This window comes from Nonomuraea sp. ATR24, from assembly GCF_041950485.1.
Classification (GTDB): Bacteria; Actinomycetota; Actinomycetes; order Streptosporangiales; family Streptosporangiaceae; genus Nonomuraea; species Nonomuraea ceibae.
Window position 1 is genome coordinate 12544 of sequence record NZ_JBGNUU010000020.1, and the last position, 22957, is coordinate 35500.

Below are 22957 nucleotides of genomic sequence, written 5' to 3' on the forward strand. Positions count from 1 at the left end.
AGGAGTACGGCCCGTGCACCTTGATACACCATAAGTTCAGATCAAATCTCCTGAAATTTCAGTCACTGCTGCCCGCCTGGTCGCGCTGTGTTGCACCAGCCTCAGACCCGCCTCGATCATGGCCCAGCCGAGCGCGCCCGCCCAGGCGGTGCGGGCGGGCCGGTGATGGCGGGCCCGCCGCCACCGCCGGGCGTCCGCGCGCAGCTCGGCGGCGCGGATGCGGTCGAGGCGTAGGTGGATGTCGGGATGCATGGGGGTGGCCTCCTTGCGCCGGTCAGGGGCGCGTGGGGAATCCGTAGAGGTGCAGGACGACGTTCTCGCGGCCTTCGACGTCGCCCGCCTCGGCGGCTGACGTGGCGTGCGCCTCCCAGCGCCGCAGCACCTCGGCGAGCTCGTCGTTGAGCCGGGTCAGCTCGTCGGCGGTGAGCCGGGGCAGATACTGGGAGCTGAAGGCGGCGGCGCGCCACTCCGGGTCCCAGGCGGACTGCTCGTCGAGGTAGCGCTCGTAGAGCTCGTTGTGCTCGCGGAAGGCCAGCCGGGTGAAGGACGCGTAGGCGGCTGCCCGTTCGGGGACGTCGCGGAAGTCGCGGTCCTGGATCTGCAGGCCGCGGTCGATCTGCCACCAGCGCTCGCGGCCGTCGGCGCTCTGCGGCTCGGCCTCCAGGATGAGGCCGTGGGCGGCGAGCTTGCGCAGGTGGTAGCTCACGAGGGAGACCGCCTCGTCGACCTGGTCGGCCAGGTGGGAGGCGGTGGCCGTGCCCGCGTGGGACAGCGCCCGGTAGAGCTTCAGGCGCAGCGGGTGGGCCAGTGCCTTGAGCGTGCCGAGATCGGTGATGCGGCGGTTCTCATCCCGTGCCATGCCCCGAGCGTAGATGCGAAGCGAAAATTGCGCAACTTTTCTTTCGCATCTCAGCACCCTGAGGCCCGGCCCCCGGGGTGTGCGGGGGCCGGGGGCGGGTCAGGAGTGGCGGGCGGCGTCGAGGACCTTCGCGGCGTCGCGCTCGAAGGAGGCGCGGGCGCCGAGCGTGAGCAGGCCGCCGATCACCATCGGGACGATCAGGATGTACATGCCGCCGACCAGCGAGCCGAGCTGGTCCGAGGCGATGCCGACGATGAGCGAGCCGAACGCTCCGCAGCCGGTGATGAGGAGCTGGAGCGCGGCGAAGCCGAGCCCCCGGGCGCTGGCCGGCACCACGTCCGCCAGGCAGGCGGTCATGTTGGGGATGGCGACCGACATGGACGTGCAGGCGATGAGGGTGAGGATCGCCATCGGCCACAGCGAGTCCATCGACAGCGCGACGGCCAGGACGAGCGCGCCGATCGTGATGCCGCCGCCTCCGGCCAGCAGGCGTCCGCCCTTGCGGGTGCCGTGCCAGGTGCGGCCCAGCCAGGAGCCGATCAGCGTGCCGGTCAGCGTGCCCGCGATGGTGATCAGGCCGGACACCGAGCCCGCGGTGCCGGCCGCGACGCCGAAGGTGCGGACCATGAGCGTCGGCAGCCAGAAGAACACCCCGGCCAGGCCCAGCGTGAGCAGCCCGAGCCCCACGCAGACGAACACCAGCGACGGGATGGTGAGCACCTGCCGCATCTGCCTGCCGAACGGCACCTTCTCCGTGGTCGGGACGGTGTCGGGCGTCGGGGCGGGCACCGGCTCGGCGCCGACGGTGCCGGTGGTGCCCGTGGTGCCAGTGGCGCCGGTGGTGGCCGAGCGGGCGACGATCCGGTCCAGCTCGCCCCGGCGGGGCTCCTTGAGCATCCAGACGAGCACGGCGGTGAGCAGGCCCGGGATCACCATGATCATGAACGCGTTCCGCCACCCGTACGCCTCGCCGAGCACCCCGCCGAGCAGGGTGCCGACGCCGCCCAGGTAGGTCGTCACGCGGGTCAGGCCGTACGCCTTGGCCCGGGTGACAGGCGGGTAGTAGTCGGCGAGCAGGCTGCCGGAGGCGGGGTTGTCGATGTTCTCGGCGGCGGCGAGCAGCACCCGCATCAGGTAGAACATGACGAATCCGGTCGCCAGGCCGGTGCCGAGCGTGGCGACGGCCCAGATGAAGACCACGACGGCGATGATCCGCGTGCGGTTGTACCGGTCGGCGAAGTAGCCGGCCGGGATGGCCACGATCGCCCCCGCCAGCGCCGCCGCCGTGGGGATGGAGCCGGCCGCGGTGTCGCTGAAGCCCCATTCCCGCTGCACCAGGGGGAGCACGCCCGACAGCAGGTTGGCTTCCATGCGGTCGACGAGTCCGACGATGAAGAGCACCACCAGCGGCGCCCAGCCGAACGGCGCCCGGGCGGCCGCGTCGATCCTGCCGGTCCGGGGCGAACCCAGCGTTCCGACCATGCCTCACCTTCCAGGAGGAAAATCTAGAATTCTGTTCTAGGCGAACGTTCTAGTTAGAGTGGCAGAAGTCACAGGATTCGTAAATGGGTGGTTCCTCACGATTTCCCACTAACCTGCTCCAGGTGAAGGGCGCACTCCTGGTCGCGGGCACCACCTCCGACGCCGGCAAGAGCGTGGTCACCGCGGGCATCTGCCGCTGGCTGGCCCGCCAGGGCGTGCGCGTCGCGCCGTACAAGGCGCAGAACATGTCGCTCAACTCGTACGTCACCGCCGACGGCGCGGAGATCGGCCGGGCGCAGGCGATGCAGGCGCAGGCCGCGGGCCTGGAGCCGGTCGCCGACATGAACCCGATCCTGCTCAAGCCCGGCAGCGACCGGCGCAGCCAGGTCGTGCTCATGGGCCGCCCCGTCGCCGACGTCGACGCGATGGAGTACGGCGAGCTGCGCGACCTGCTGCGCGCCACCGCGCTGGAGTCGCTGGCGCGGCTGCGCGACAGCTACGACGTGGTCGTCTGCGAGGGCGCGGGCAGCCCCGCCGAGATCAACCTGCGCCCCGGCGACATCGCCAACATGGGCCTGGCCAGGGCCGCGAACCTGCCGGTGATCGTGGTCGGCGACATCGACAGGGGTGGGGTGTTCGCCGCCTTCTACGGCACCGTCGGCCTGCTGGAGGCCGCCGACCAGGCGCTCGTCGCCGGGTTCGTGGTCAACAAGTTCCGCGGCGCGCGTGAGCTGCTCGAACCGGGCCTCGACCAGCTCAGGGAGCTGACCGGGCGGCGCGTGTACGGGGTGCTGCCCTGGCTCGACGGGCTGTGGATGGACGTGGAGGACTCGCTGGCCCTGGACGGCCGCACGGTCGCGGCGCGCCCCCCGTACGGCAGGCGGACGCTGCGCGTGGCGGTCGTGCGGCTGCCCCGCATCTCCAACTTCACCGACGTGGACGCCCTGGCCGCCGAGCCGGGCGTGGTGGTGCGCTTCGTCACCGACCCCGCCGGGCTGGAGGACGCCGACCTCGTGGTGCTGCCCGGCAGCCGCGCCACCGTGTCCGACCTGGCCTGGCTGCGCCGCACCGGCCTGGCCGACGCGCTCGTGTCACGTACCGGGCCGATCCTCGGCATCTGCGGCGGCTTCCAGATGCTCGGGCGTGAGATCGTCGACGAGGTGGAGTCGGGCGCGGGCCGCGTCGACGGCCTCGGGCTGCTGCCCGTGCGCGTCGAGTTCGCCGCCGGCAAGATCCTGGGCAGGCCGTACGGCGAGGCGTACGGGCAGCCGGTGCGCGGCTACGAGATCCACCACGGCCGGGCCACGGTCGAGGGCGGCGAGCCGTTCCTGGACGGCTGCCGGGTGGGCGCCGTTCAGGGCACCACCTGGCACGGCGCGCTGGAGAACGACGGGTTCAGGCGCGCCTTCCTGGCCGACGTGGCGGCCCGCGCCGGGCGTGACTTCGTCCCCGACCCCGCCACCGACTTCGCCCGGCTGCGCGAGGAGCGCCTGGACGCGCTCGGCGACCTCGTCGAGCAGCACCTCGACACCGGCGCGCTGCTCGACCTCATCACGGACGGCCCGCCCGGGGCGCCGACGCTGCCGCCCGGCGCTCCGCGACCCAGGTGCAGATGACCTCCAGCGCGGTCTCCGCCCCGCTCACTCCCGGCCGGCGACGTCCGTGGCCGCGGCCGCCAGGGCCAGCACCGGGAACACGGCCTGCGGCGGCACCCGGTAGACGCCGCGTTCGGGCTGCTCGACCAGGCCGGCCGAGGCGAGCGTCTTGAGGTGGTGGTAGAGCTGCCCCTGCGAGGCCAGCGCCAGCTCGCTCTGGAGGTCGGCGATCGGGCGCGGGCCGCTGAGCAGCAGCTGCAGGATGCGCAGCCTGGCGGGGTGGCCGGCGGCGGCGAGCACGGCGGCCATCGGCGCGGCCGGGCGCTCGACGAGCCAGCCGGGGGAGCGGGCCGACTCCCACCGCCACCGGTAGCCGCCCAGCCTGGCCTCGCCGCCGTAGACGACGCGGCCGGTGTCGTCGTCGGCGGGGGCCGCGACGGCCTGCCCGCCTTCCAGGGCGGCGACGCGGGCCTCCAGGGCGCGCACCCGTTCCTCGATGTCCACGCCAGCACTGTACTCAGGAATTCCGGATAAACGGTGTTGCCGGGTGCCGGAAGCGAACCGCCTCCCTCGCTGCCGGATCCGGCCGGTGACGCGGACGGGGACCGGGCGGGATCATTCCGGCATGACAGCGGTGGTGCGGGCCGAAGGGCTGACGAAGTACTACGGCAGGCGCCGGGGCCTGGAGGATCTCACGCTGGAGATCCGGCCGGGAGAGGTCTTCGGCTACCTGGGACCGAACGGCGCGGGCAAGACCACCACGATCCGGCTGCTCCTCGACGTGATCAGGCCCACCCGCGGCCACGTCACCGTCCTCGGCGCCGGCTCGCGGGAGGCCGCCGTGCGCGCCAGGATCGGCTACCTGCCGGGCGAGCTGGCGCTGGAGGGCAGGGAACGGGCCCGGGACTACCTCGCCTTCCTCGCCCGGGTGCGCGGCGGCGTGCCGCCCGCCCGGATCCGGGCGCTGGCCGAACGGCTGGACGCCGACCTGTCCGTGCCGATGCGCAAGCTCTCCAAGGGCAACAAGCAGAAGGTCGGGCTCATCCAGGCGTTCATGCACGAGCCGGAGCTGCTCGTCCTCGACGAGCCGACCGGCGGGCTCGACCCGCTGGTGCAGCAGGAGTTCCTGGCCATGGTGCGCGAGGTGCGCGCCTCCGGCCGGACCGTGCTCATGTCCTCGCACGTGCTGGCCGAGGTGGAGCACGTCTCCGACCGGGTCGGCATCGTACGGGCCGGGCGGCTGGTCGCGGTCGAGAACGTGGCGGCGCTGCGGGAGAAGGCGGTGCGCCGGGTGGAGCTGCACTTCGACGCGCCGGTCCCGGCCGAGGCGTTCGCCGGGCTGCCCGGGGTGCGGCAGCTGCGCGTGGAGGGGGCGGCGCTGAGCTGCACGATCGACGGGCGGCCGGACGCGCTGGTCAAGGCGGCGGCCCGGTTCACCGTGGTGCACCTGGTCAGCGAGGAGCCGGATCTGGAGGAGATCTTCCTCACCTACTACAGCGAGGAGGGGCGAGACGATGATCGCCAAGAGCCTGCGTGACTTCAGGCGGTCGCTGATCTGGTGGGCGATCGGGATCAGCGCCTTCATGACCATGTATTTAGGGATTTATCCCAGTATTCGGGAGAATCCCGATCTTTATGGGGCGCAGGCGTTGGCCAAGTTCCCCGGCGCGCTGCGTGACCTCATGGGCGGGCTGCAGGACATGACCAGCGGCGCCGGCTACCTGCAGTCGGTCGTCTACCAGCTGTTCGTGCCCATGCTGTTCGCGGTGTGCGCGATGCTCGTCGCCAACCGCGCCCTGGCCCAGCCCGAGGAGGCCGGCACGCTGGAGCTCGTCGTCACGCTGCCGGTGGCCCGGCGGCGGCTGCTCCTGGAGCGCTTCGCCGCCTTCGCGCTCGGCCTGCTGGCCGTGGCCGTCGTCACGCTGCTGGTCACCTGGGCGCTGGCCGAGGGCGTCGCGCTCGGCGTCGGCGCCGACCGGCTGATCGCCGCCCACATCGGCGTCTACCTGGTCGGGCTCTTCTTCGGCAGCCTCACGCTCGCCGCCGGCGCCGCCTCCGGCCGCCGGGCCCCCTCGCTGGCCCTGGCCGGCGTGTGGGCCGTGCTCGGCTACATGGTCGTCACCGTCGGCCAGAACGTCGAGGCGGTCGCCTGGCTCAAGTGGCTCTCGCCGTTCCACTACTACGCCGCCGGACGCCCCCTCTACCAGGGGCTTCCCGTGGGGGACTACCTTGTGCTGGCGGGCGCGAGCGCCGTGCTGGTGCTCACCGCCGTGCTCGCCTTCGACAGACGCGACGTAGGAGTCTGACCGTGACCCCCGAGGTGCCCGCTGAGCTGCTCGGCGGGCACCTTCACGCGCTCCGGCTGGCCGCCCGCAGCGGCCGGCTGCCCGACCGGGCCGCGCTCGACGCCAACCGCGCCGCCGGAGCCCGCGCCGCCGAGCTGGGCGTCCCGCTCCCGGCGCTGGTCGACGCGGCGCTCGCCGCCGCCGACGGGCTCCCCGGCGTGCTGCCCGCCCTGCGCAGGGCCATCGCCGCGCTCCTCGCCGGGTACGAGCAGGCCCAGCTCGACGCCCTGCGCGGCGCCTCGGCCGAGCGCCGGCAGTTCGTCGACGACCTGCTGCTGGGCCGCGCCGAACGCCTCGCCGAACGCGCCGAGCACTTCGGCCTGCGCCTGGCCGAGTCGTACGTCGTGGCCGCCGCCCGCGGCCTCGCCGACCCGGCGGACGCCGCCCAGCCCGAACGCATCGAACGCGACCTCATCGCCCGCTTCGGCTCCCACAACATCCTGCTCGCCGTCCGCGACGGCCTGCTCGTGTGCGTCGCCCCCGCCACGCTGCCCGCCGCCGTCGGCGAGTTCACCCATCACGTACGCGCCCGCTTCCCGGCAGGCTGGCGCGTCGGCGTCGGACGTCCGCAGCGCGGCCCCAGCGGCATCGTCGCCTCCTACCGCGAGGCCGCCGGAGCCCTGGACCTGGCCGACCGCCTCGGGCTCAAGCACGACGTCGTCAGGGCCGCCGACCTGCTCGTCTTCCCCGTGCTGCTGCGCGACAGGAGCGCCATGGAGGACCTGGTGACCAGCGTGCTGAGCCCGCTGCTGGAGGCGCGCGGCGGTCACGCGCCGCTCCTGGAGACCCTGGAGGCCGTCTTCGCCGCCCAGGGCAACCAGACGGCCGCCGCCCGCAGGCTCGGGCTCAGCGCCCGCGCCGTCACCTACCGGCTGCAGCGCATCCGCCGCCTGACCGGCTTCTCGCCCGACGACCCCACCCAGCGCTTCACGTTGGAGACCGCCGTTCTCGGCGCCCGCCTGCTGGACTGGCCGTGGGAGTGACGAGCCTGGTCTGCAGGCCGTCGAGGAAGCGAGCACCCGCTCCGGCTGCCGCAGCGGGTTCGGCCCCAGCTCGATCAGGCCCAGGGGATGACCGACACCGGCTTCCACGTGCCCGCCGGAGACCTGCACCGGCTGCCGGCCAGCTACGCGCACGACCCCGTCACCGGCGAGCTCGTCGTCTGGGACGAGGCCGAAGGCGGCAAGTACAGCAGGCCGCCCGTGTTCGAGGGAGGCTGCTCACCCAGGCCGCGATGGACTCCGCCGCGACGCCCCGGCTGCACCGCGACTTCTGGACCACCGCGTACCAGATGTGATCACTCCACCGCGAGCCGTACGCCGAACCCCACGATGACCACCCCCGTGACGCGGTCCAGCAGCCGGCGCACGGCCGGGGCGCGCAGCAGCCCGCCCATCACGGCCGCGAACGCGATCAGCACCCCGCTCCACACCAGCCCCTCCGCCACGTGCACCCCCGCCAGCAGCAGGCCCGACGCCGCGTCCGCCTGGTCCGACGGCAGGAACTGCGGCAGCATCGCCACGTAGAAGGCGCCCACCTTGGGATTGAGCAGGTTCGTGACCAGCCCGCGCCGGAACCCGGTGCGGAACCTCACCTCCCGCTCGGCCGGCGCCTCCACGTGCGCGTCCTTCCTGACGAACAGCAGGCGCAGCCCCATCCACACCAGGTACGCCGCCCCCGCCCAGCGCAGCACGTCGTAGGCGAACTGCGAGGCCGCCAGCAGCGTGGACAGCCCGGCGACCGACACCAGCCCCCACACCAGCACCCCGAGCTGGACTCCCAGCGCCACCCCCCACGCCGGACGCCGCCCGGCCAGCAGCGACGTCCGCAGGATGAGCGCCGTGTCCAGCCCCGGCGTGACGGTCAACAGCGCGACAACTAAGGCGAATCCCGCTATGTCCATGCGGGTCACAGTAAGGGATTTCGTGTGGGGAGACTCCCCCTGAAGAGATGAGGGCGAGGGCCGGTCGCGTCAGGGGATGAGGAGCAGCTTCCCCGTGGTGCGGCGGGCCGCCAGATCCTCCTGCGCCCGCCCCGCCTCCGCCAGCGGATAACGCCCCGACACCGTCACCTTCAGCTCGCCCGAGGCGATCCAGCCGAACAGGTCACGCGCCCGCCACAGCAGCTCCTCCCGCTCCGCCACGTAATCCACCATCGTCGGCCGCGTCAGGAACACCGAACCCGCCCGGTTGAGCCGCTGCGGATCCACCGGCGGCACCGGCCCGCTCGCCGCCCCGTACAGCACCATCAGCCCGCGCCTCCGCAGCACCTCCAGCCCCGCGTCGAACGTCGCGGCGCCCACCCCGTCGTAGACCACGTCGACCTCGCCGCGCCACGCCTGCGCGAAGTCGTCGTACTGCCGGACCTCGTCCGCCCCCGCCTCGCGGGCCAGCTTCGCCTTCGCCTCCGTCGACGCCGTCGCCAGCACCCGCGCCCCCCGCAGCTTCGCCAGCTGCGTCAGCAGCAGCCCCACCCCGCCGGCCGCCGCGTGCACCAGCATCGTGTCGCCCGGCTTCACCTCGTGCGTCGAGTGCGTCAGGTAATGAGCCGTCATGCCCTGGAGCATCACGGCCGCCGCCAGCTCGGCCGGCACCCCGTCCGGCACCGGCACCACCCGGTCCGCCGCGACCACGGCCTTCTCCGCGTAGGACCCCATCACCCCGGCCCACGCCACGGTGTCGCCCACGGCCACCCCGTCCACCCCGGACCCGACGGCCGACACCACCCCTGCGCCCTCCGACCCGATCCCGCTGGGCAGCTGAAGCGGGTACAGGCCGGAGCGGTGGTAGATGTCGATGAAGTTCACGCCGCTCGCGGCGACATCCACCACCACCTCCCCCGCACCGGGCTCCGGATCCGGACGCTCGACGTACTCGAGAACCTCTGGGCCGCCCTGGGCGGCGATCACGATGGCACGCATGCCCCTAGTCAACCCCGCCCACGCCCTTCCCCCCGCACCGCCCCACCCCTCCAGCGAATCCGCCCCCAGAACCTGCCCAACCCCTGCGCCCAGTCGACGCATACGGAGCTGGAATCGCCGAGCGCGTCGTCCTGATCGAGTTCGACAGCTTCGAACAGGCGGTCGCCGCACGCGCGAGCGCGGTCTACCAGAAGGCGCTGGCCGAACTCCCCGACGGCTTCGAGCGCGACTTCCGCATCATCGAAGGCCTCGACTGACCGAGGTCCGGCCGGCTCATCACTGAAGATCCACCATCTCGGCTTTCGCTGGTGCGGCCAGCGTGATGCAGTACGCCTCCCGCAAGCTCGGAGCGGCCGGATCGGAGAGCGGGAGCTCGGTCGCGGAGGACGGGACCTCGCGTGCGCCGGTCATGGGACGGCCGGTACGGCGGGTGCCGGTTGCGCACACGCCGTACCCGCACACCCGGTGCCCCCGGCGCACCGGTGCCCCGGGGGTCGTCAGGCCGGAGGTTCCATGCGGGCGAGGGCGCCGGATTCGAGGGCCGTCCAGATGGCGCCGTCGGGCCCCAGGGTGAGGCCGTGCGGCTCGGCGGGGGTGTCGGGGGTGGCGGGGAGGAGGTGCTCGTCCACCGCCCCGGTGGTGGTGATGCGGCCCAGGCGGCCGGTCGCCCAGAGGGTGAACCAGAGCGCCCCGTCGGGACCGGTGACGATGGCGTGCGGGCGGGAGGCGCGGTCGGGGAGCGGGAACTCGTCGATCTTGCCTGTGACGTCGATGCGCCCGATCTGGCCGGCGCCGATCTCGGCGAACCAGAGCGCCCCGTCGGGGCCGGGGGTGATGTGGACCGGGGCGGCGCCCTCCGTGGGCAGGGGGTGGACGGTCACCTCGCCCCCGGTGGTGATCCGGCCGACGGCGTTGCCCTGGTTGAGGGTGAACCAGAGCGCGCCGTCGGCACCGGCGGCGATGCCCGAGGGCATGCCTCCCGGCACCGGGATCGGGAACTCGGTGATCTCGCCGGTGGGCGCGATCCGGCCGATCGTGTCGGAGCGCATCGAGGTGAACCACATGGCCCCGTCGGGTCCGGCCACGATGCCGTAGGGCGAGTCGGCCTCGTACGAGGTGACCTCGCCGGTCGGGGAGATCCGCCCGACGCGGCCGCCCTGGAACTCGGTGAACCACATCGCCTCCCCGCCCGGCCCGGGCGTGATGACGGTGGGCCCGCCGTCGGCCGGGGTGAGCTGGTGGATCACCGGCTCACCGCCGGGGAGCAGCCTGCCGATGCGGCCCTCGTGGACGAGCGTGAACCACAGCGCGCCGTCGGCCCCGGTCGCGATGCCGTAGGGGGCACCTGCGGTGATCTTGGTTACGTGCATGCGAGTTCCCCCGATATCTCCAGCGTGGCGCCCCGCCAGCGGCGGCACAGCGTGCGGTCGTGGGACACGACGACGAGCGCGCCCCGGTAGTGGTCGAGTGCCTGCTCCAGCTCTTCCACCAGCGTCAGCGACAGGTGGTTGGTGGGCTCGTCGAGCAGCAGCAGGTCGTGCTCGCCGGCCAGCAGCGTGGCCAGCGCGAGCCGGCGCCGCTGCCCGACGGACAGCGCCCCCACCCGCAGGTCGAGCGTCTCGGGCCGGAACAGCCCGGTGGCCAGCAGCGCCGCCCGGCGCTCGTGGCGGGGGCCGTGCCCGTAGGCGTCCAGCACTGGCAGCGCCGGATCGTAGGCGACCTCCTGCGGGAGCAGGCCGACGGACCCGCGCGCCTGCTCGGCGACGGCGTGGAGCAGCGTGGACTTGCCCGCGCCGTTGGCCCCGCGGATCAGCACCCGGTCACCGGCCGCGACGCTGAACCGCTCGACGACCAGACGGTCGCCCACCCGTACGTCGCGCACCTCGGCGAGCACGCGCCCGACCTCCTCCGGCGCCTGGCCGGAGCGGGGGGACTGGGCGAAGGAGCCGCGGAAGCGGAGCGGCCGGGGCGGCGGCGGCACCGGGTCGGCCTCCAGCCTGCGCAGGCGCTCCTGCGCGTTGCGGACGCGGCTGGCGATCGAGCTCTGCACGCGGCCGGCGTTGCGGTCGTAGGCCATCTTGTTGTTGTCGCGCATCGCCCGCCCGGCGGCGACGCGGTGGGCGGTGGTGGCGGCGTGCTCGCGCACCTGGCGGACCTCGTCACGCCAGGCCGCGTGGGCCTGCTCCTGCCGGGCGCGGGCGGCGGCCTTGGCCTCCAGGAACCCCGAGTAGCCGCCGCCGAAGCGCGTCACGCCGCCCGACTCGACCTCCAGCACCGAGGTCGCCACCCGGTCGAGGAAGGCCCGGTCGTGCGAGACGGCGACGACGGTGCCGCGGTGGTCGCGCAGCCGCTCTTCGAGCCAGGTCAGCGCCGACTCGTCGAGGTGGTTGGTCGGCTCGTCGAGCAGCAGCGCCTCGGGGGAGGCGGCCAGCAGGCAGGCCAGGCCGAGCCGGGCCTGCTCCCCGCCGGACAGGCTGGACAGCACCCGGTCGCGCCCGACATGGGTCAGGCCGAGCCCGTGCAGCGACTTGTCCACCCGGGCGTCGGCCTCGTAGCCGCCCCGGGTCTCGAACGCGGTCGCGAGCTCCCCGTACTCCTCCATCCGGTCGGGGGTGAGGTCGGACTCCAGCTCGCGCATCCGGCGCTCGATGGCCCGCAGGCCGGCCAGGGCGGCGTCGATCGCCTGCCGCACCGTGTGGTCGGGCGGCAGGTCGAGCGTCTGGCCGAGGTAGCCCGCGTCGGCGGGCGGGACGGCCTCGCCCTCGTCGGGCCGCTCGACCCCCGCCAGGAGGCGGAGCAGCGTGGACTTGCCGGATCCGTTCTCGCCGACGATGCCCAGGCGCTCGCCCGGCCGCACGGCCATCGACACGCCGGCCAGCACCCGGTGCAGGCCGTACGTCTTGGAAACGTCTCGGAGGATGGTCAGGATGGAGCTCCAATCGCAACTGAGGTAGCTTTAGCTTGCCACAGCCTGCCCGACAAACGCAACTGGAGTAGTCTTTGGAGACGAGCAAACGTCCGGGAGGGCGGAGCGCCAGGGTGCGCGACGCCGTGCGCCAGGCCACCCTCGCCGAGCTCGCCGAGCACGGCTTCCGCGGTCTCACCGTGGAGAACGTCGCCGAGCGCTCGGGCGTGCACAAGACCACCGTCTACCGGCGCTGGGGCAGCGTCGAAGGGCTGGTCTCCGACGCGCTGGAGCTGGCCCGCACCGAGCCGTGGCCCATTCCCGACACCGGCAGCGTCGAGGGCGACCTGCGCGGCGTCGCCAGGCTGGTGCAGAGCGGGTTCGACGACCCGGAGCTGGGGCCGGTGTCGTCGGCGTTCGTGGCGGCGGCCATGCAGAGTCCCGAGGCGGCCCGCGCCCTGCACGACTTCTTCGAGTCGCGCCACGAGCAGTCGTCCCAGGTGGTGCGGCGGGCGGTCGAGCGCGGCGAGCTGCCGGACACGGTGGACGTGCGCGAGGTGATCAGAGTGGCGGTCGCGCCGATCTACTACCGGCTGTTCGTCGCCCACGAGCCGGTGACGCGGGACGACGCCGACCGCGCCGCCGACGCCGCCCTGGCGGCGGCCCGCGCGGGGGTGCTCTGAGCGCGGGTCACGGCTGCTGCCGGGCGCCCCGCAGCTCGAAGTCGTCCCAGGTGGTCTTCAGCAGGGACTCGCCGTCCTTGGGGACGCGGGCGAACAGCCCGACCGGGCCGTTGGCGATGCCGTTGGGGTCGTCGGCCTGCACGACGCGGTCGCCGTTCACCCACATGGACAGCCGCACCGTCTTGCCCGTCTGCTCGCAGGCGGCCTCGATGCGGACCTTGCCCTCCGGCTTGCCGGCCTCGCCCTGGGCGAGGGTGCCGCCGGAGCCGTCCCAGATGCGCCTGATCCGGGCGGTGCCGGCGGTGTCGAGGCCGAACTCGTAGTAGGTGCCGTCCTCGGCCGCGTGGCAGTAGACGCCGTAGACGCCGCTCCCGGTGATGTGCTCGACCTCGGCGCTGACGGCCACGAGGACGGTCTCGGGCAGCATCGGGGTGGGCGTGGCGGACGGCTCGGGGGCGGCGGTGGGCGTCTCGGTCAGGAAGGGGACGGCGGCCTCGGCCCAGTTCTCCTCGTCGCCCTGCTCGACGTCGAGCCCATAAGTGCCGTCGGTGCGGTAGCCGAAGCTGGCCTCGTCCTCGGCGTCGTAGGTGCCGGACCAGCCGCCGGAGGTCTGCGTGAAGTCCTCGCGGTGCAGGACGCCCAGCTCGGGCGGCCCGCCGGAGGAGAGGGCGACCCAGCCGGCGATCCCGAGCCCGGCGGCGACGGCCACGGCCGCCGCGATCCCGGCGTAGAGGCGGCCCCGCCGCGGCGGGCCCGGCGGGGGGCCGCCGGCGGCGGTCAGCGGCGTGGTGGCGCGCTGCCAGGCGACCTGGACGGTCTGGGCCACCTGCTCGGGCCCGGCGGCCCGGCCGACGAGGTGGTCGAGGAGCTGCTGGGCGGTAGGCCGCTGGGCGGGGTCCTTGTGCAGGGCGGCCCGCACGAGCTCGCGCAGGCCGGGCTCGACGTCGTCGAGGTTCGGCTCGGTGTTGAGCACCTGGTAGACGATGGCCGGCAGCGTCTCGCCGCCGAACGGTGAGCGGCCGCTCGCCGCGTACGCGATCAGGCAGCCCCAGGAGAACACGTCGCACGCCGGCGAGACGGGGTCGCCGCGCAGGACCTCGGGCGCCATGTAGCGGGGGGTGCCGATCAGCTCGCCGGTGCCGGTGACGCCGCCGAGGGTGTCGAGCGCCCGCGCGATGCCGAAGTCGATCACGCGCGGGCCGACGGGGGAGAGCAGCACGTTGGACGGCTTGAGGTCGCGGTGCACCACCCCGGCCGCGTGGATGGCGGTGAGCGCGGTGGCGACGCTGACGGCCAGCGCGTCGAGGCTGGAGCCGCGCAGCGGGCCGGACTGCTGGACGGCCTGCTCCAGGTTGGGGCCGGGCACGTACTCGGTGACGACGTAGAGCTGGCCGCCGTCGAGCGCCGCCTCCAGCACCGCCGCGGTGCAGAAGCGGCGCACCCGCTGCGCCGCGTCCGCCTCCCTGCGGAAGCGCATGCGGAACTGCTCGTGCTGGCTGAATTCCGGGTTGATCACCTTGATGGCGACCTGTTGCCCGGAGGGGTCCTCGGCGAGATGGACCGTGCCCATCCCACCCCTGCCCAGCACGTTCAGCAGTCTGTAGCGCCCGATGTGGGAGGAATCACCGCTCACGGCGGGTCAGCTTACCGACAGGTGCCCCTCACGCGCAGTGTCGCGGGTACGGAGCGCGTACGAGATCGCCGCCACCGCCATCCCGGCGCCCCACACCAGGTACGCGGGGACCGACACCCAGAAGAACGCCTCGGGCAGCGCGAGCCCGTCCTGAGGCGGGAAGGGGTTGCGCCCGTTCAGCCGCTCGGACACCATCTGCCCGAGCCCCGCGCCGAAGTAGGCCACCAGCCCGGCCGACACGCCCGCGCCCGGCCACAGCACCAGCGGCCTGGGCACCCGCCGCCCGGCCAGCCCGGGGACCCAGCGCGGCCAGATCCGCCCCCACCGGTGCACCAGCGCCAGCGGCAGCAGCGTTCCGCCCAGCAGGAAGCCGGCCTCGAACACCGGCATCATCCAGCCGTCCTCAAGAGGCGTCTCCCCGAACCCCACGACGGCCTGCGCCGCGACCCTGATCGCGCAGCCGGCCACGGCGGTGTAGGCGGCCGCGTAGGCCCACCAGGGCGTCGAGGCCAGCGAGGGCAGGGCGTGCCGGCCGGTCCGCCGCCGGTAGCGGAACGCGGCCCGCAGCAGCAGCGCCCCCGTGGTCACGCAGGCGGCCTTGCTCAGCGCGCCCAGCGGGTGGAAGGAGATCCCGAGGCCGGGCAGGACGCCGCCGACGACGTCGAGCAGCAGCAGCGCCCCCGCCACGATCAGCGCGGCCCCCACGGCCCACGACGCCACCGGCAGCGCCGCCCGCACCGGCCTCGGCGGGTCGGCCGCGAGCATGGCGGCCAGGAGCAGCGCCGCCGCCGCGCACAGCGCGACGGCCCACCACCCGGTGAACACCACCAGGTCGGGTCCGACCGGCGAGAGCCGCTCCGGCATGTGCCCCAGCTGCCAGTACGTGCGCAGCGCCCCGTACAGGAGCGCCAGCGCCAGCGCGAACGCGGTGAGCCGGTCGGGTCGTGTGCTGTCCATGACGCCGATCCTGCTGCGGCGGCGCGGCCCGCGGATCCCCGCCCGGGGCCAGGCGAGTCCCCCGCGCGGGGGAGAACGCCGCCGCGACTTGCGTTGAGGGGGCGTGAGAACATATGTTCGATTCGTAAGCGCCCGCCTTCCCCCGGGTGGCTCAGCAGGAAGAACGAGAGCCGCGGGGAGAAGCGTCTTGAGCAGACTCTATGGCGATCCGATAGAGGTGTGGACCCGGGACGGGGAGCCGACCCAGTTCGTCTGGCGCGATCGTCTCTATCTCGTCAGGCGCGTGCTCGACCACTGGGTCGTGGCGCGCGAGTGGTGGAAGACCGGCGAGGGCGACCCCGGCGAGCGCCGGTTCTGGCGGGTCGAGGCCAGCCCCGGCCGCGAGGTCGGCTCGTACGAGCTGAGGTTCGACACCGCTAGCAACGGCTGGCTGCTGCTGCGGGCGTGGGACTGATGGCGCCGTTCCCGCACCTCAACGTGAGCTCCGCGTACTCGATGCGCTACGGCACCGCGTTCCCGAAGGCGCTGGTGGCGCGGGCCGCCGAGCACGGGATGGACATCCTCGCGCTGACCGACCGCGACGGGCTGTACGGGGCGGTCAAGCACGCGCAGGCGTGCGCGGACGCCGGGATCTCCCCGGTCTTCGGGGCGAACCTGGCGCTCGCCCCGACGGGGGAGCGGCGGCCGCGGACCGGCCCGGGGGCGCAGGACCGGGTGACCGTGCTGGCGCGCTCGCACGGCTGGTCGCGGCTGGCGCGGCTGGTCACGGCCGCCCATTACACGGGCGAGCGCGGCGACCCCCGGGTGAGCCGGGAGCTGATCGGCGAGCACGACGGCGCCGACGGCGGGCTGGTGGTGCTGCTCGGGCCGCGCTCCGACGTGGGCCGGGCGGTGGCCGAGCGGCGCGACGACCGCGCCCGCGCGCTGCTCGCGCTCTGGCGCGACGCGCTGCCCGGCGTGGTGGTCGAGGTGGTCGACCAGTACGGGTTCGGCGACGCCACGACGGCGCTGCGGATGCTCGCGCTGGCCGAGTCGGCCGGGGTGCCCGCGGTGCTGAGCAACGCGGCGCGCTACCTGGACCCGGCCGACCACCAGGTGGGCGACGTGCTCGACGCGGCCCGCCAGCTCGTCCCGCTGCACCCGCGCCACCTGGAACGCACCACCTCGCACGCCTATCTCAAGAGCGGCAAGGAGATGCTGCAGGTGGCCGCCAAGATCTGCGGCGGCGACCAGGACCGCGTCACCCGGCTGCTGCGCGCCACCCGGCAGGTCGCCGAGGCGTGCGCGATGGAGGCGGCCGAGCTGCTCGCGCTCCGCAAGAGCCCGCCGGACCTGCACCTGCCGGAGATCGGCCGCGACCCGGTGCCGCTGCTGCGCCACCGGGTGGAGGACGGGCTGGCCGATCGCGGGCTGGACAGGTCGAGGGAGGCGCGGGAGCGGCTGGCGGCCGAGCTGCACATCATCGAGAAGAAGCGCCTGTCCGGTTACTTCATCGCGGTCGCCGGCATCACCGACATGATCCGCGAGATGGGCGTGCGCTGCGCCATCCGCGGCTCCGGCGCCGGCAGCCTGGTCAACTACCTCATCGGCATCGGCGAGGTGAACCCGCTCGACCACGGCCTGCTCATGGAGCGCTTCCTGTCGGAGGGCCGCGTCGGGCTGCCCGACATCGACGTGGACGTCGAGTCCGCCCGCCGCCTCGACTGCTACAAGGCGATCTTCGACCGCTACGGCGAGTCGCGGGTGGCCTGCGTGTCCATGATGGAGACCTACCGGGCGCGCAGCGCGATCCGCGACGTGGCCGGGGCCATGGGGCTGCCGCCGCACGAGATCGACGCCATCGCCAAGGCGTTCCCGCACATCAGGGCCATGCAGATCACCGCCTCCCTGCGCGACCTGCCGGAGCTGCGCGACAGCCGCCTCGGCGAGGCCGGCCTGGACCGGGTGTTCCGGCTGGCCGAGAAGCTCGACGGGCTGCCCCGGCACATCGCGCTGCACCCGTGCGGGGTGCTCGTCGGCAACTCCGGCCTGCGCGACCGCACGCCCGTGGAGCGCAGCCTGCTGGAGTTCCCCATGTCGCAGTTCGACAAGGACGACGTGGAGGAGGCCGGGCTGCTCAAGCTCGACGTGCTCGGCGTGCGGATGCAGTCGGCGCTCGCGTACGCGCTCGGCGAGATCAAGCGGGTGGACGACGTCGTCGTCGAGCTCGACACGCAGAGCGGCGACGAGCCCGGCGTCCAGTACGTCCCGCACGACGACCAGGAGACGTACGACATGATCTGCGCGGGCCGGACCCTCGGCTGCTTCCAGATCGAGTCGCCGGGACAGCGCGAGCTGGTCGCCAAGCTGGAGCCGCGCAGGATGCACGACCTGATCGTGGACATCTCCCTGTTCAGGCCGGGACCGGTCAACTCCGACATGGTCACCCCGTACCTGGAGGCCAGGCACGGATGGCGCAGACCGTACTATCCGCACGAGAAGCTGCGCGAGGCGCTGAAGGAGACGCACGGCGTGGTGGTCTTCCACGAGCAGGTGCTGAAGATCATCCAGGTGATGACGGGCAGGGACCTGTCCTACGCCGAGGCGCTGCGGCGCACGCTCGGCACGCCCGAGGGCCGCGACCGGGTGCGCCGCCACTTCGTGCCGCTGGCCAAGGCGAACGGGTTCGACGACGGCGCCGTGGAACGCGCCTGGAAGGTGCTCGACGCGTTCGGCGGGTTCGGGTTCTGCAAGGCGCACGCGGCGGCGTTCGCGCTGCCCACCTACCAGTCGGCCTGGCTCAAACGGCACCACGCCGCCGCGTTCTTCGCCGGGGTGCTGACGCACGACCCCGGCATGTACCCGCCGCGCGTCCTCATCGACGAGGCGCGCCAGTGCGGGGTGCGGATCCTGCCGCTGGACGTGAACAAGTCGGCCAAGGACTGGCGGGTCGAACGACTCCAGCTCCGCGTCGACCCCGCCGACCTGGCCGGGAGCGACGAGCCGCCCCGGCGGCGGCGCGACTTCAGGATCGAGGAGATCGGCAAGGGCTACGCGCTGCGCGTGCCGTTCTCGGCGGTCAAGGGGGTGAGTGAGGCCGAGGTGGCGCGCATGGTCGAGGGCCAGCCGTACACCTCGCTCGCCGACTTCTGGGACCGGGCCCGCCCGTCCAGGCCGACGCTGGAGCGGATCGTCCAGGTCGGCGGCCTGGACGCGCTGCACGGCCTGCGCCCCGGCGGCCCCCGCTGGAAGCCCGGCGAGCTCACCAGGCGCGACCTGATCGCCCAGGTCGGCGTGCTGGAGCGGACCTCGGCCCACGGCGTGCGGTCCGGGCCGCGCGCCACCAAGCGCTACACGCCCCGCCAGGCCGCCCCCGAACGCCACCTGGCCGCCGTGCAGCTCCCGCTCGGGTTCGCCGAGCACATCCCGCCCGGCGAACTGCCCGAGATGACCGAGACGGAGATGGTCGAGGCCGAGCTGGAGATCCTCGGCATGGACGTCAGCCGCCACGTCATCAGCTTCCACGACGAGCTGCTCGACGGCCTCGGCGTGGTGCGCGCCAAGGACCTGCTCACGCTGCGCAACGGCGCCGAGGTGCTGGTGGCGGGGGTCAAGGTCGCCACCCAGACGCCCGCCATCCGCTCCGGCCAGCGCATCGTCTTCGTCACGCTGGACGACTCGACGGGGCCGGTCGACCTGACCTTCTTCGAGTCGGTGCAGGGCAGGTGCGCCTCGACGGTGTTCGGGTCGTGGCTCATGGTCGTGCGGGGGGTGGTCAGGCGCACCGGCGCCCGGGCCGTCTCCATGCGCGCGGTCGACTGCTGGAACCTGGTGGACCTCGACGCCGTCTGGCGCTCGCGCGGGCTCGACGCGGTCCGGGCGGTCATCGCCGAGACCCCGGAGGAGCGGGGCGGCGTCGGCGGGCGGGCGATCGAGTACGCCAACGGGTTCAGGCTGTCGCCCTACTCCGACCTCGGCCCGGCGATCACCGAGCCGCCGCGTCGCCTCTGGCACACCAGCCCGGGCAGCTCCGGGCCCACGGCGGCGTGAACGGGGACCGAGGTCCAACAGGGACCGAAGTCCTTCGACGGCGGGCCTTGCGGCACTGCCGGGCGCGGGCCGGAGCCGATGTGATGGGACGTGACGACAGCGATCCACGCAGAGAGGTGCCCGTCATGGCCGTCCATGTGCAGCAGCCCGTCAGGCGTCACACCGTCACCGCCGGCGCCCGCCGCCCGGCCGACCACGTCTGGGCGGCCGCCCGGATCGCGCTCGGCTGGATCTTCCTCTGGGCCTTCCTGGACAAGACGTTCGGCTGGGGGCTCGCCACCCCGGCGGACAAGGCGTGGATCGCGGGAGGGAGCCCGACGACCGGGTTCCTGAAGGGGGCCGGGGAGAACGCGCTCGGCGGCTTCTTCGCCGGCCTTGCCGGTCAGGCGTGGGTCGACTGGCTGTTCATGGCCGGTCTGCTCGGGATCGGCGGCGCGCTCGTGCTGGGCGTCGGGCTGCGGGTCGCCGCGGTCACCGGCGGCCTGCTGCTCGTGCTGATGTGGGCGGCGGCGCTGCCGCTGGCCACCAACCCGTTCCTGGACGACCACCTGATCTACGCCGTCGTGCTGGCCGGGCTGGCGCTGGCCGACGCCGGGACCACGTTCGGCCTGGGCGGGCTGCCGGTCGTGCGCCGCACTCCCTGGCTCCGATAGCCGCGCCCCCGCCGCCCACCCCGGTCTCCTCCGGGGTGGGCGGCGTCGCGTTCAAGCGCGGGTGGTGCTCAGGCGGGTGCGGTGCTCAGGCGCTGTGGGCGGTGGGCTCCGCGACCACGCCGGAGTCGGGCAGCCGGGCGGCCCACTCCTGCCAGTGCTCCCGGGTGGTGCGCACCTCCGAGGAGTGGGCACGCGCCCCGGTGCCGCCCATCTGCCAGGGTCGCGGCCCCTCCAGCGGCCGGTACTCGCAGCCCGCCGCGTCCAGCCGGGCCAGATGCCCCCCGCTCAGCCGCTCGACCAGCGACGCGTAGCCGACCGGCGCGCCCGACCAGACCGCTTCGGCGATGGCGCAGGCCCGGGGGAACACCATGTAGTCCAGGTGCCGCTCGTGCGGGATGTACTCGCTCCACGCCTGGAACTGCCCGCCGAGCACCCTGGCCCGCTCCTCGTCCGTCCACGACGCGGGCAGCGGCGCGAACGCCGCCGCGTCCTCCAGCGTGATCGGCCCGCCGATGGCCAGCGGCTCGTCGGGCCGGTCGGACTGGTCGTAGTCGAGGTAGGTCGGGTACGTGGACGCGCGGACCACGTCGTGCCCGGCGGCGGCGGCCTCCCGGGAGATGGCGTCGCCGCGCCAGCACATCACGATCGTGTCGGGCAGCACGCCGCCCGTCTGGAACGCCTCGTCCCACACCACCATGCGCTTGCCGCGCCCGGCCAGGTAGGCGCCGACCTCGCGCAGGAACCAGCCGTGCAGGTCGCCCGGCGTCCTGGCGCCGATCGCCGCCATGTGCGCGGCCACCTCCGGGTCGCCCGGCCAGTCGGAGGTGACGCACTCGTCGCCGCCCAGGTGCACGTACGGGGTGTCGATGGCGGTGAGCAGCTCGTCGAGGAGCTCGCACACCAGCTTGACCGCGGCGGGGACCGGCTTGAGGACCCCGGCCGAGATGCCCCAGCCGCGCAGCACCTCGCGGGTGCCGGTGCCCAGCTCGGGGAAGGCGGTCAGCAGCGCGGAGGCGTGGCCGGGCAGGTCAATCTCGGGGACGACGACGATCCCGCGCTCGGCGGCGTAGGCGGCCACCTCGGCCAGGTCGTCGAGGGTGTAGTAGCCGCCGTGCGGGGTGCCGTCGAAGGTCGTCGGCCCGTGGTGGTGGCCGGACATGGTCTCGGGGCGGTGTGTGGCCAGCCTGTTGATCTCCGGATATTTCCTGCTCTCGATGCGCCAGCCCTGGTCGTCGGTCAGGTGCAGGTGGAGGCGGTTCATCCGGTGCATGGCCAGCAGGTCGACATAGCGCAGCAACGTGTGCTTGGTCATGAAATGCCGGGCGACGTCCAGCATGCCGCCGCGCCAGCCCAGCGCGGGCTCGTCCTCGACCTCGCCGCACGGCACCACGCCGCCCGCCCGCCCGGCGACCCGGTACGCGTCAGGGCCGCGCAACTGCCTGAGCGTCTGCACGGCGTGCCGTACCCCGGCGAGGTCCGCGGCCACGATCTCGGCGCCGCCGGCCGAGACGCGCAGCCGGTAGGACTCGGGCCGGCCCGCCTCCAGGCGCACGGACAGCGCGCCCTCGGGCCCGGCGGCCACGGGCAGCGGCCCGAGCAGCGACTGGACCGCCTCGACCAAAGCGGGCTCGCCGTGCACGGCGCCGAGGGCGAACGTGCCCCCGGAGCCGGCCGCACGACGGGGAGCGGGCAGCAACGTCCGGTACGGATCGGTCATGTCAGTGCCTTTCGTGAGCTTCCGGTGCGGAAATAGAGAGCGAGGGGCACGATGGCGCCCGAGGTGACGGCGACGGCGCTGAGCGCGCCCGCCAGCCCGATCTGCTCGGCGAGGAAGCCGATCAGCGGCGGCCCGCCGAGCATCCCCGTGTGCCCGATGGTGGAGGCCAGGCTCACGCCCGAGGGCCCGCCGAGCGCCCCGGCCTGCGCGATGGCCAGCGGGAACACGTTCGCCAGCCCGAGCCCGACCGCGACGAACCCGGCGAACGCCACCGCGACCGAGCCCGTCCAGGAGGCGGCGAGGATGCCGCCCAGCGCCAGCAGCGCGCCGGTGACGAGCACGGCCGTCGGGCCGTGCCGGCGCACCAGGTGGCTGCCCGTCAGCCGGGCGAACGCGATCGCCACGGAGTAGGCCGAGAAGCCGAAGGCCGCCAGGCTCGCCTCCGCGTGCAGGTCGTCGCGCAGGTGGAGCACGCTCCAGTCGGCCACGGCGCCCTCGCCGAAGGCCGCGCACCCGGCCAGCGCCCCGCACAGGGCCAGGGCCAGGCCGAACCCGCCGCGCCCGCCCCGCGCGGGCCGCACGGGCCGCACGGCGGGCAGCCGCCCGCGCAGCAGCGGCCGGGCGAGCACGGCGGTGCAGGTGAGGACGAGGGCCGACACCAGCAGGAAGTGCTGCAGGGTGGTGAGCAGGGTGGCCAGCAGGCCGCCGAGCAGCGCCCCCGCGAGGCCGCCCGCGCTCCACAGCCCGTGCAGCATCGACATGACCGGCCGTTCCGTGGCCTGTTCGGCCTCGACGGCGGCGCTGTTCAGCCCGATGTTGAGCACCCCGTAGCAGAGCCCGGTGCCCGCGAGCGTCACGCACAGCGCCACGATCGTGCCGGGCAGCGCGATCAGCGGCACGGCCAGGCTGAGCATGGTGATCGCGGCCAGGACGACCGGCCGGGTGCCGAACCGCGCGCACAGCCGCCCGCTCACGGTCATGGCCAGGCCGGTGCCGATGGACATGCACATGAGCGCGACGCCGAGGCCGCCGGTGGTGACGCCCAGGTGGTCCTTGATGGAGGGGATGCGCACCACCCAGGTGGCGAAGACGACGCCGTCCAGGAAGAAGAACAGCGACAGGGGCATACCCGGCAAATTAACAGGATGGGATCCAGAAAGAAAGAGGCCGTGTGATACA

21 protein-coding genes are annotated in these 22957 nt (G+C 73.7%); 9 read left to right on the top strand and 12 right to left on the bottom strand.

What is annotated here, in order from left to right:
- Window positions 1–36: 36 nt before the first annotated feature.
- The 3 genes from ACBI99_RS35565 to ACBI99_RS35575 form a co-directional block, all read right to left on the bottom strand.
- Entirely contained in the window at window positions 37–252 is a 216-nt protein-coding gene (locus tag ACBI99_RS35565) for a hypothetical protein (RefSeq protein WP_357590076.1), read from the bottom strand.
- Window positions 253–274: 22 nt separating this feature from the next.
- The gene (locus tag ACBI99_RS35570; RefSeq protein ID WP_375074466.1) at window positions 275–859 is read right to left on the bottom strand and encodes an ArsR/SmtB family transcription factor; all 585 of its coding nucleotides are present in this window, start codon (window positions 857–859) and stop codon (window positions 275–277) included.
- Window positions 860–958: 99 nt separating this feature from the next.
- Window positions 959–2341, bottom strand: a complete 1383-nt coding sequence (locus ACBI99_RS35575) for an MFS transporter (RefSeq protein ID WP_375074467.1) — start codon at window positions 2339–2341, stop codon at window positions 959–961.
- A gap of 122 nt (window positions 2342–2463) precedes the next feature.
- On the opposite strand from ACBI99_RS35575, the gene ACBI99_RS35580 reads away from it, so the two are divergent.
- Window positions 2464–3957, top strand: a complete 1494-nt coding sequence (locus tag ACBI99_RS35580; RefSeq protein WP_375074468.1) for a cobyric acid synthase — start codon at window positions 2464–2466, stop codon at window positions 3955–3957.
- Window positions 3958–3981: 24 nt separating this feature from the next.
- Here the strand turns inward: ACBI99_RS35580 and ACBI99_RS35585 are convergent, their stop codons facing one another.
- The gene (locus tag ACBI99_RS35585; RefSeq protein WP_219503781.1) at window positions 3982–4440 is read right to left on the bottom strand and encodes a helix-turn-helix transcriptional regulator; all 459 of its coding nucleotides are present in this window, start codon (window positions 4438–4440) and stop codon (window positions 3982–3984) included.
- Window positions 4441–4561: 121 nt separating this feature from the next.
- Here ACBI99_RS35585 and ACBI99_RS35590 point away from each other — a divergent pair, with 121 nt between their 5' ends.
- From ACBI99_RS35590 to ACBI99_RS35600, 3 genes are read left to right on the top strand one after another with little or no spacing between them, the layout of a single operon-like run.
- Window positions 4562–5473: an ATP-binding cassette domain-containing protein gene (locus tag ACBI99_RS35590; RefSeq protein ID WP_375074469.1), complete on the top strand. Its 912-nt coding sequence runs from the start codon at window positions 4562–4564 to the stop codon at window positions 5471–5473.
- Window positions 5451–6242, top strand: a complete 792-nt coding sequence (locus tag ACBI99_RS35595) for an ABC transporter permease subunit (protein ID WP_375074470.1) — start codon at window positions 5451–5453, stop codon at window positions 6240–6242. The genes ACBI99_RS35590 and ACBI99_RS35595 overlap by 23 nt, the downstream gene beginning before the upstream one ends.
- A gap of 2 nt (window positions 6243–6244) precedes the next feature.
- Window positions 6245–7264, top strand: coding sequence for a PucR family transcriptional regulator (locus ACBI99_RS35600; protein ID WP_375074471.1), 1020 nt, complete (start codon window positions 6245–6247; stop codon window positions 7262–7264).
- A gap of 314 nt (window positions 7265–7578) precedes the next feature.
- On the opposite strand, the gene ACBI99_RS35605 is transcribed toward ACBI99_RS35600, so the two are convergent.
- Together ACBI99_RS35605 and ACBI99_RS35610 are read right to left on the bottom strand one after the other, a co-directional pair.
- Window positions 7579–8184, bottom strand: a complete 606-nt coding sequence (locus ACBI99_RS35605; RefSeq protein ID WP_219503792.1) for a LysE family translocator — start codon at window positions 8182–8184, stop codon at window positions 7579–7581.
- Between the two features lie 69 nt (window positions 8185–8253).
- The gene (locus ACBI99_RS35610) at window positions 8254–9201 is read right to left on the bottom strand and encodes a quinone oxidoreductase (RefSeq protein WP_375074472.1); all 948 of its coding nucleotides are present in this window, start codon (window positions 9199–9201) and stop codon (window positions 8254–8256) included.
- 113 nt (window positions 9202–9314) lie between these two features.
- On the opposite strand from ACBI99_RS35610, the gene ACBI99_RS35615 reads away from it, so the two are divergent.
- Window positions 9315–9458: a DUF1330 domain-containing protein gene (locus ACBI99_RS35615; RefSeq protein WP_357590208.1), complete on the top strand. Its 144-nt coding sequence runs from the start codon at window positions 9315–9317 to the stop codon at window positions 9456–9458.
- 240 nt (window positions 9459–9698) lie between these two features.
- On the opposite strand, the gene ACBI99_RS35620 is transcribed toward ACBI99_RS35615, so the two are convergent.
- Window positions 9699–10571: a virginiamycin B lyase gene (locus ACBI99_RS35620; RefSeq protein ID WP_375074473.1), complete on the bottom strand. Its 873-nt coding sequence runs from the start codon at window positions 10569–10571 to the stop codon at window positions 9699–9701.
- On the bottom strand, window positions 10562–12082 hold the full coding sequence (locus ACBI99_RS35625; protein ID WP_375074474.1) for an ABC-F family ATP-binding cassette domain-containing protein: 1521 nt from the start codon (window positions 12080–12082) through the stop codon (window positions 10562–10564). The genes ACBI99_RS35620 and ACBI99_RS35625 overlap by 10 nt, the downstream gene beginning before the upstream one ends.
- Before the next feature lie 158 nt (window positions 12083–12240).
- On the opposite strand from ACBI99_RS35625, the gene ACBI99_RS35630 reads away from it, so the two are divergent.
- Window positions 12241–12789 (top strand): TetR/AcrR family transcriptional regulator, encoded by a 549-nt coding sequence (locus ACBI99_RS35630; protein WP_219503804.1) that lies wholly within the window; start codon window positions 12241–12243, stop codon window positions 12787–12789.
- Between the two features lie 7 nt (window positions 12790–12796).
- Here the strand turns inward: ACBI99_RS35630 and ACBI99_RS35635 are convergent, their stop codons facing one another.
- Both ACBI99_RS35635 and ACBI99_RS35640 read right to left on the bottom strand, forming a co-directional pair.
- Window positions 12797–14422, bottom strand: a complete 1626-nt coding sequence (locus ACBI99_RS35635; RefSeq protein WP_308125706.1) for a serine/threonine-protein kinase — start codon at window positions 14420–14422, stop codon at window positions 12797–12799.
- Between the two features lie 6 nt (window positions 14423–14428).
- Entirely contained in the window at window positions 14429–15379 is a 951-nt protein-coding gene (locus tag ACBI99_RS35640) for a hypothetical protein (RefSeq protein WP_375074475.1), read from the bottom strand.
- Between the two features lie 187 nt (window positions 15380–15566).
- Here ACBI99_RS35640 and ACBI99_RS35645 point away from each other — a divergent pair, with 187 nt between their 5' ends.
- The 3 genes from ACBI99_RS35645 (at window position 15567) to ACBI99_RS35655 (ending at window position 20061) form a co-directional block, all read left to right on the top strand.
- A complete protein-coding gene (locus tag ACBI99_RS35645) occupies window positions 15567–15833 on the top strand; it encodes a DUF6504 family protein (protein ID WP_219503810.1) in 267 nt (88 codons plus the stop codon).
- The gene (locus ACBI99_RS35650; protein WP_375074476.1) at window positions 15833–19408 is read left to right on the top strand and encodes a DNA polymerase III subunit alpha; all 3576 of its coding nucleotides are present in this window, start codon (window positions 15833–15835) and stop codon (window positions 19406–19408) included. Before ACBI99_RS35645 ends, ACBI99_RS35650 begins: the two co-directional genes overlap by 1 nt.
- Window positions 19409–19533: 125 nt before the next feature.
- Window positions 19534–20061: a hypothetical protein gene (locus ACBI99_RS35655; protein ID WP_375074477.1), complete on the top strand. Its 528-nt coding sequence runs from the start codon at window positions 19534–19536 to the stop codon at window positions 20059–20061.
- Window positions 20062–20146: 85 nt separating this feature from the next.
- On the opposite strand, the gene ACBI99_RS35660 is transcribed toward ACBI99_RS35655, so the two are convergent.
- Together ACBI99_RS35660 and ACBI99_RS35665 are read right to left on the bottom strand one after the other, a co-directional pair.
- Window positions 20147–21778 (bottom strand): beta-N-acetylhexosaminidase, encoded by a 1632-nt coding sequence (locus tag ACBI99_RS35660; RefSeq protein WP_219503819.1) that lies wholly within the window; start codon window positions 21776–21778, stop codon window positions 20147–20149.
- Entirely contained in the window at window positions 21775–22905 is a 1131-nt protein-coding gene (locus tag ACBI99_RS35665; protein ID WP_375074478.1) for an MFS transporter, read from the bottom strand. Before ACBI99_RS35665 ends, ACBI99_RS35660 begins: the two co-directional genes overlap by 4 nt.
- Between the last annotated feature and the right edge of the window lie 52 nt (window positions 22906–22957).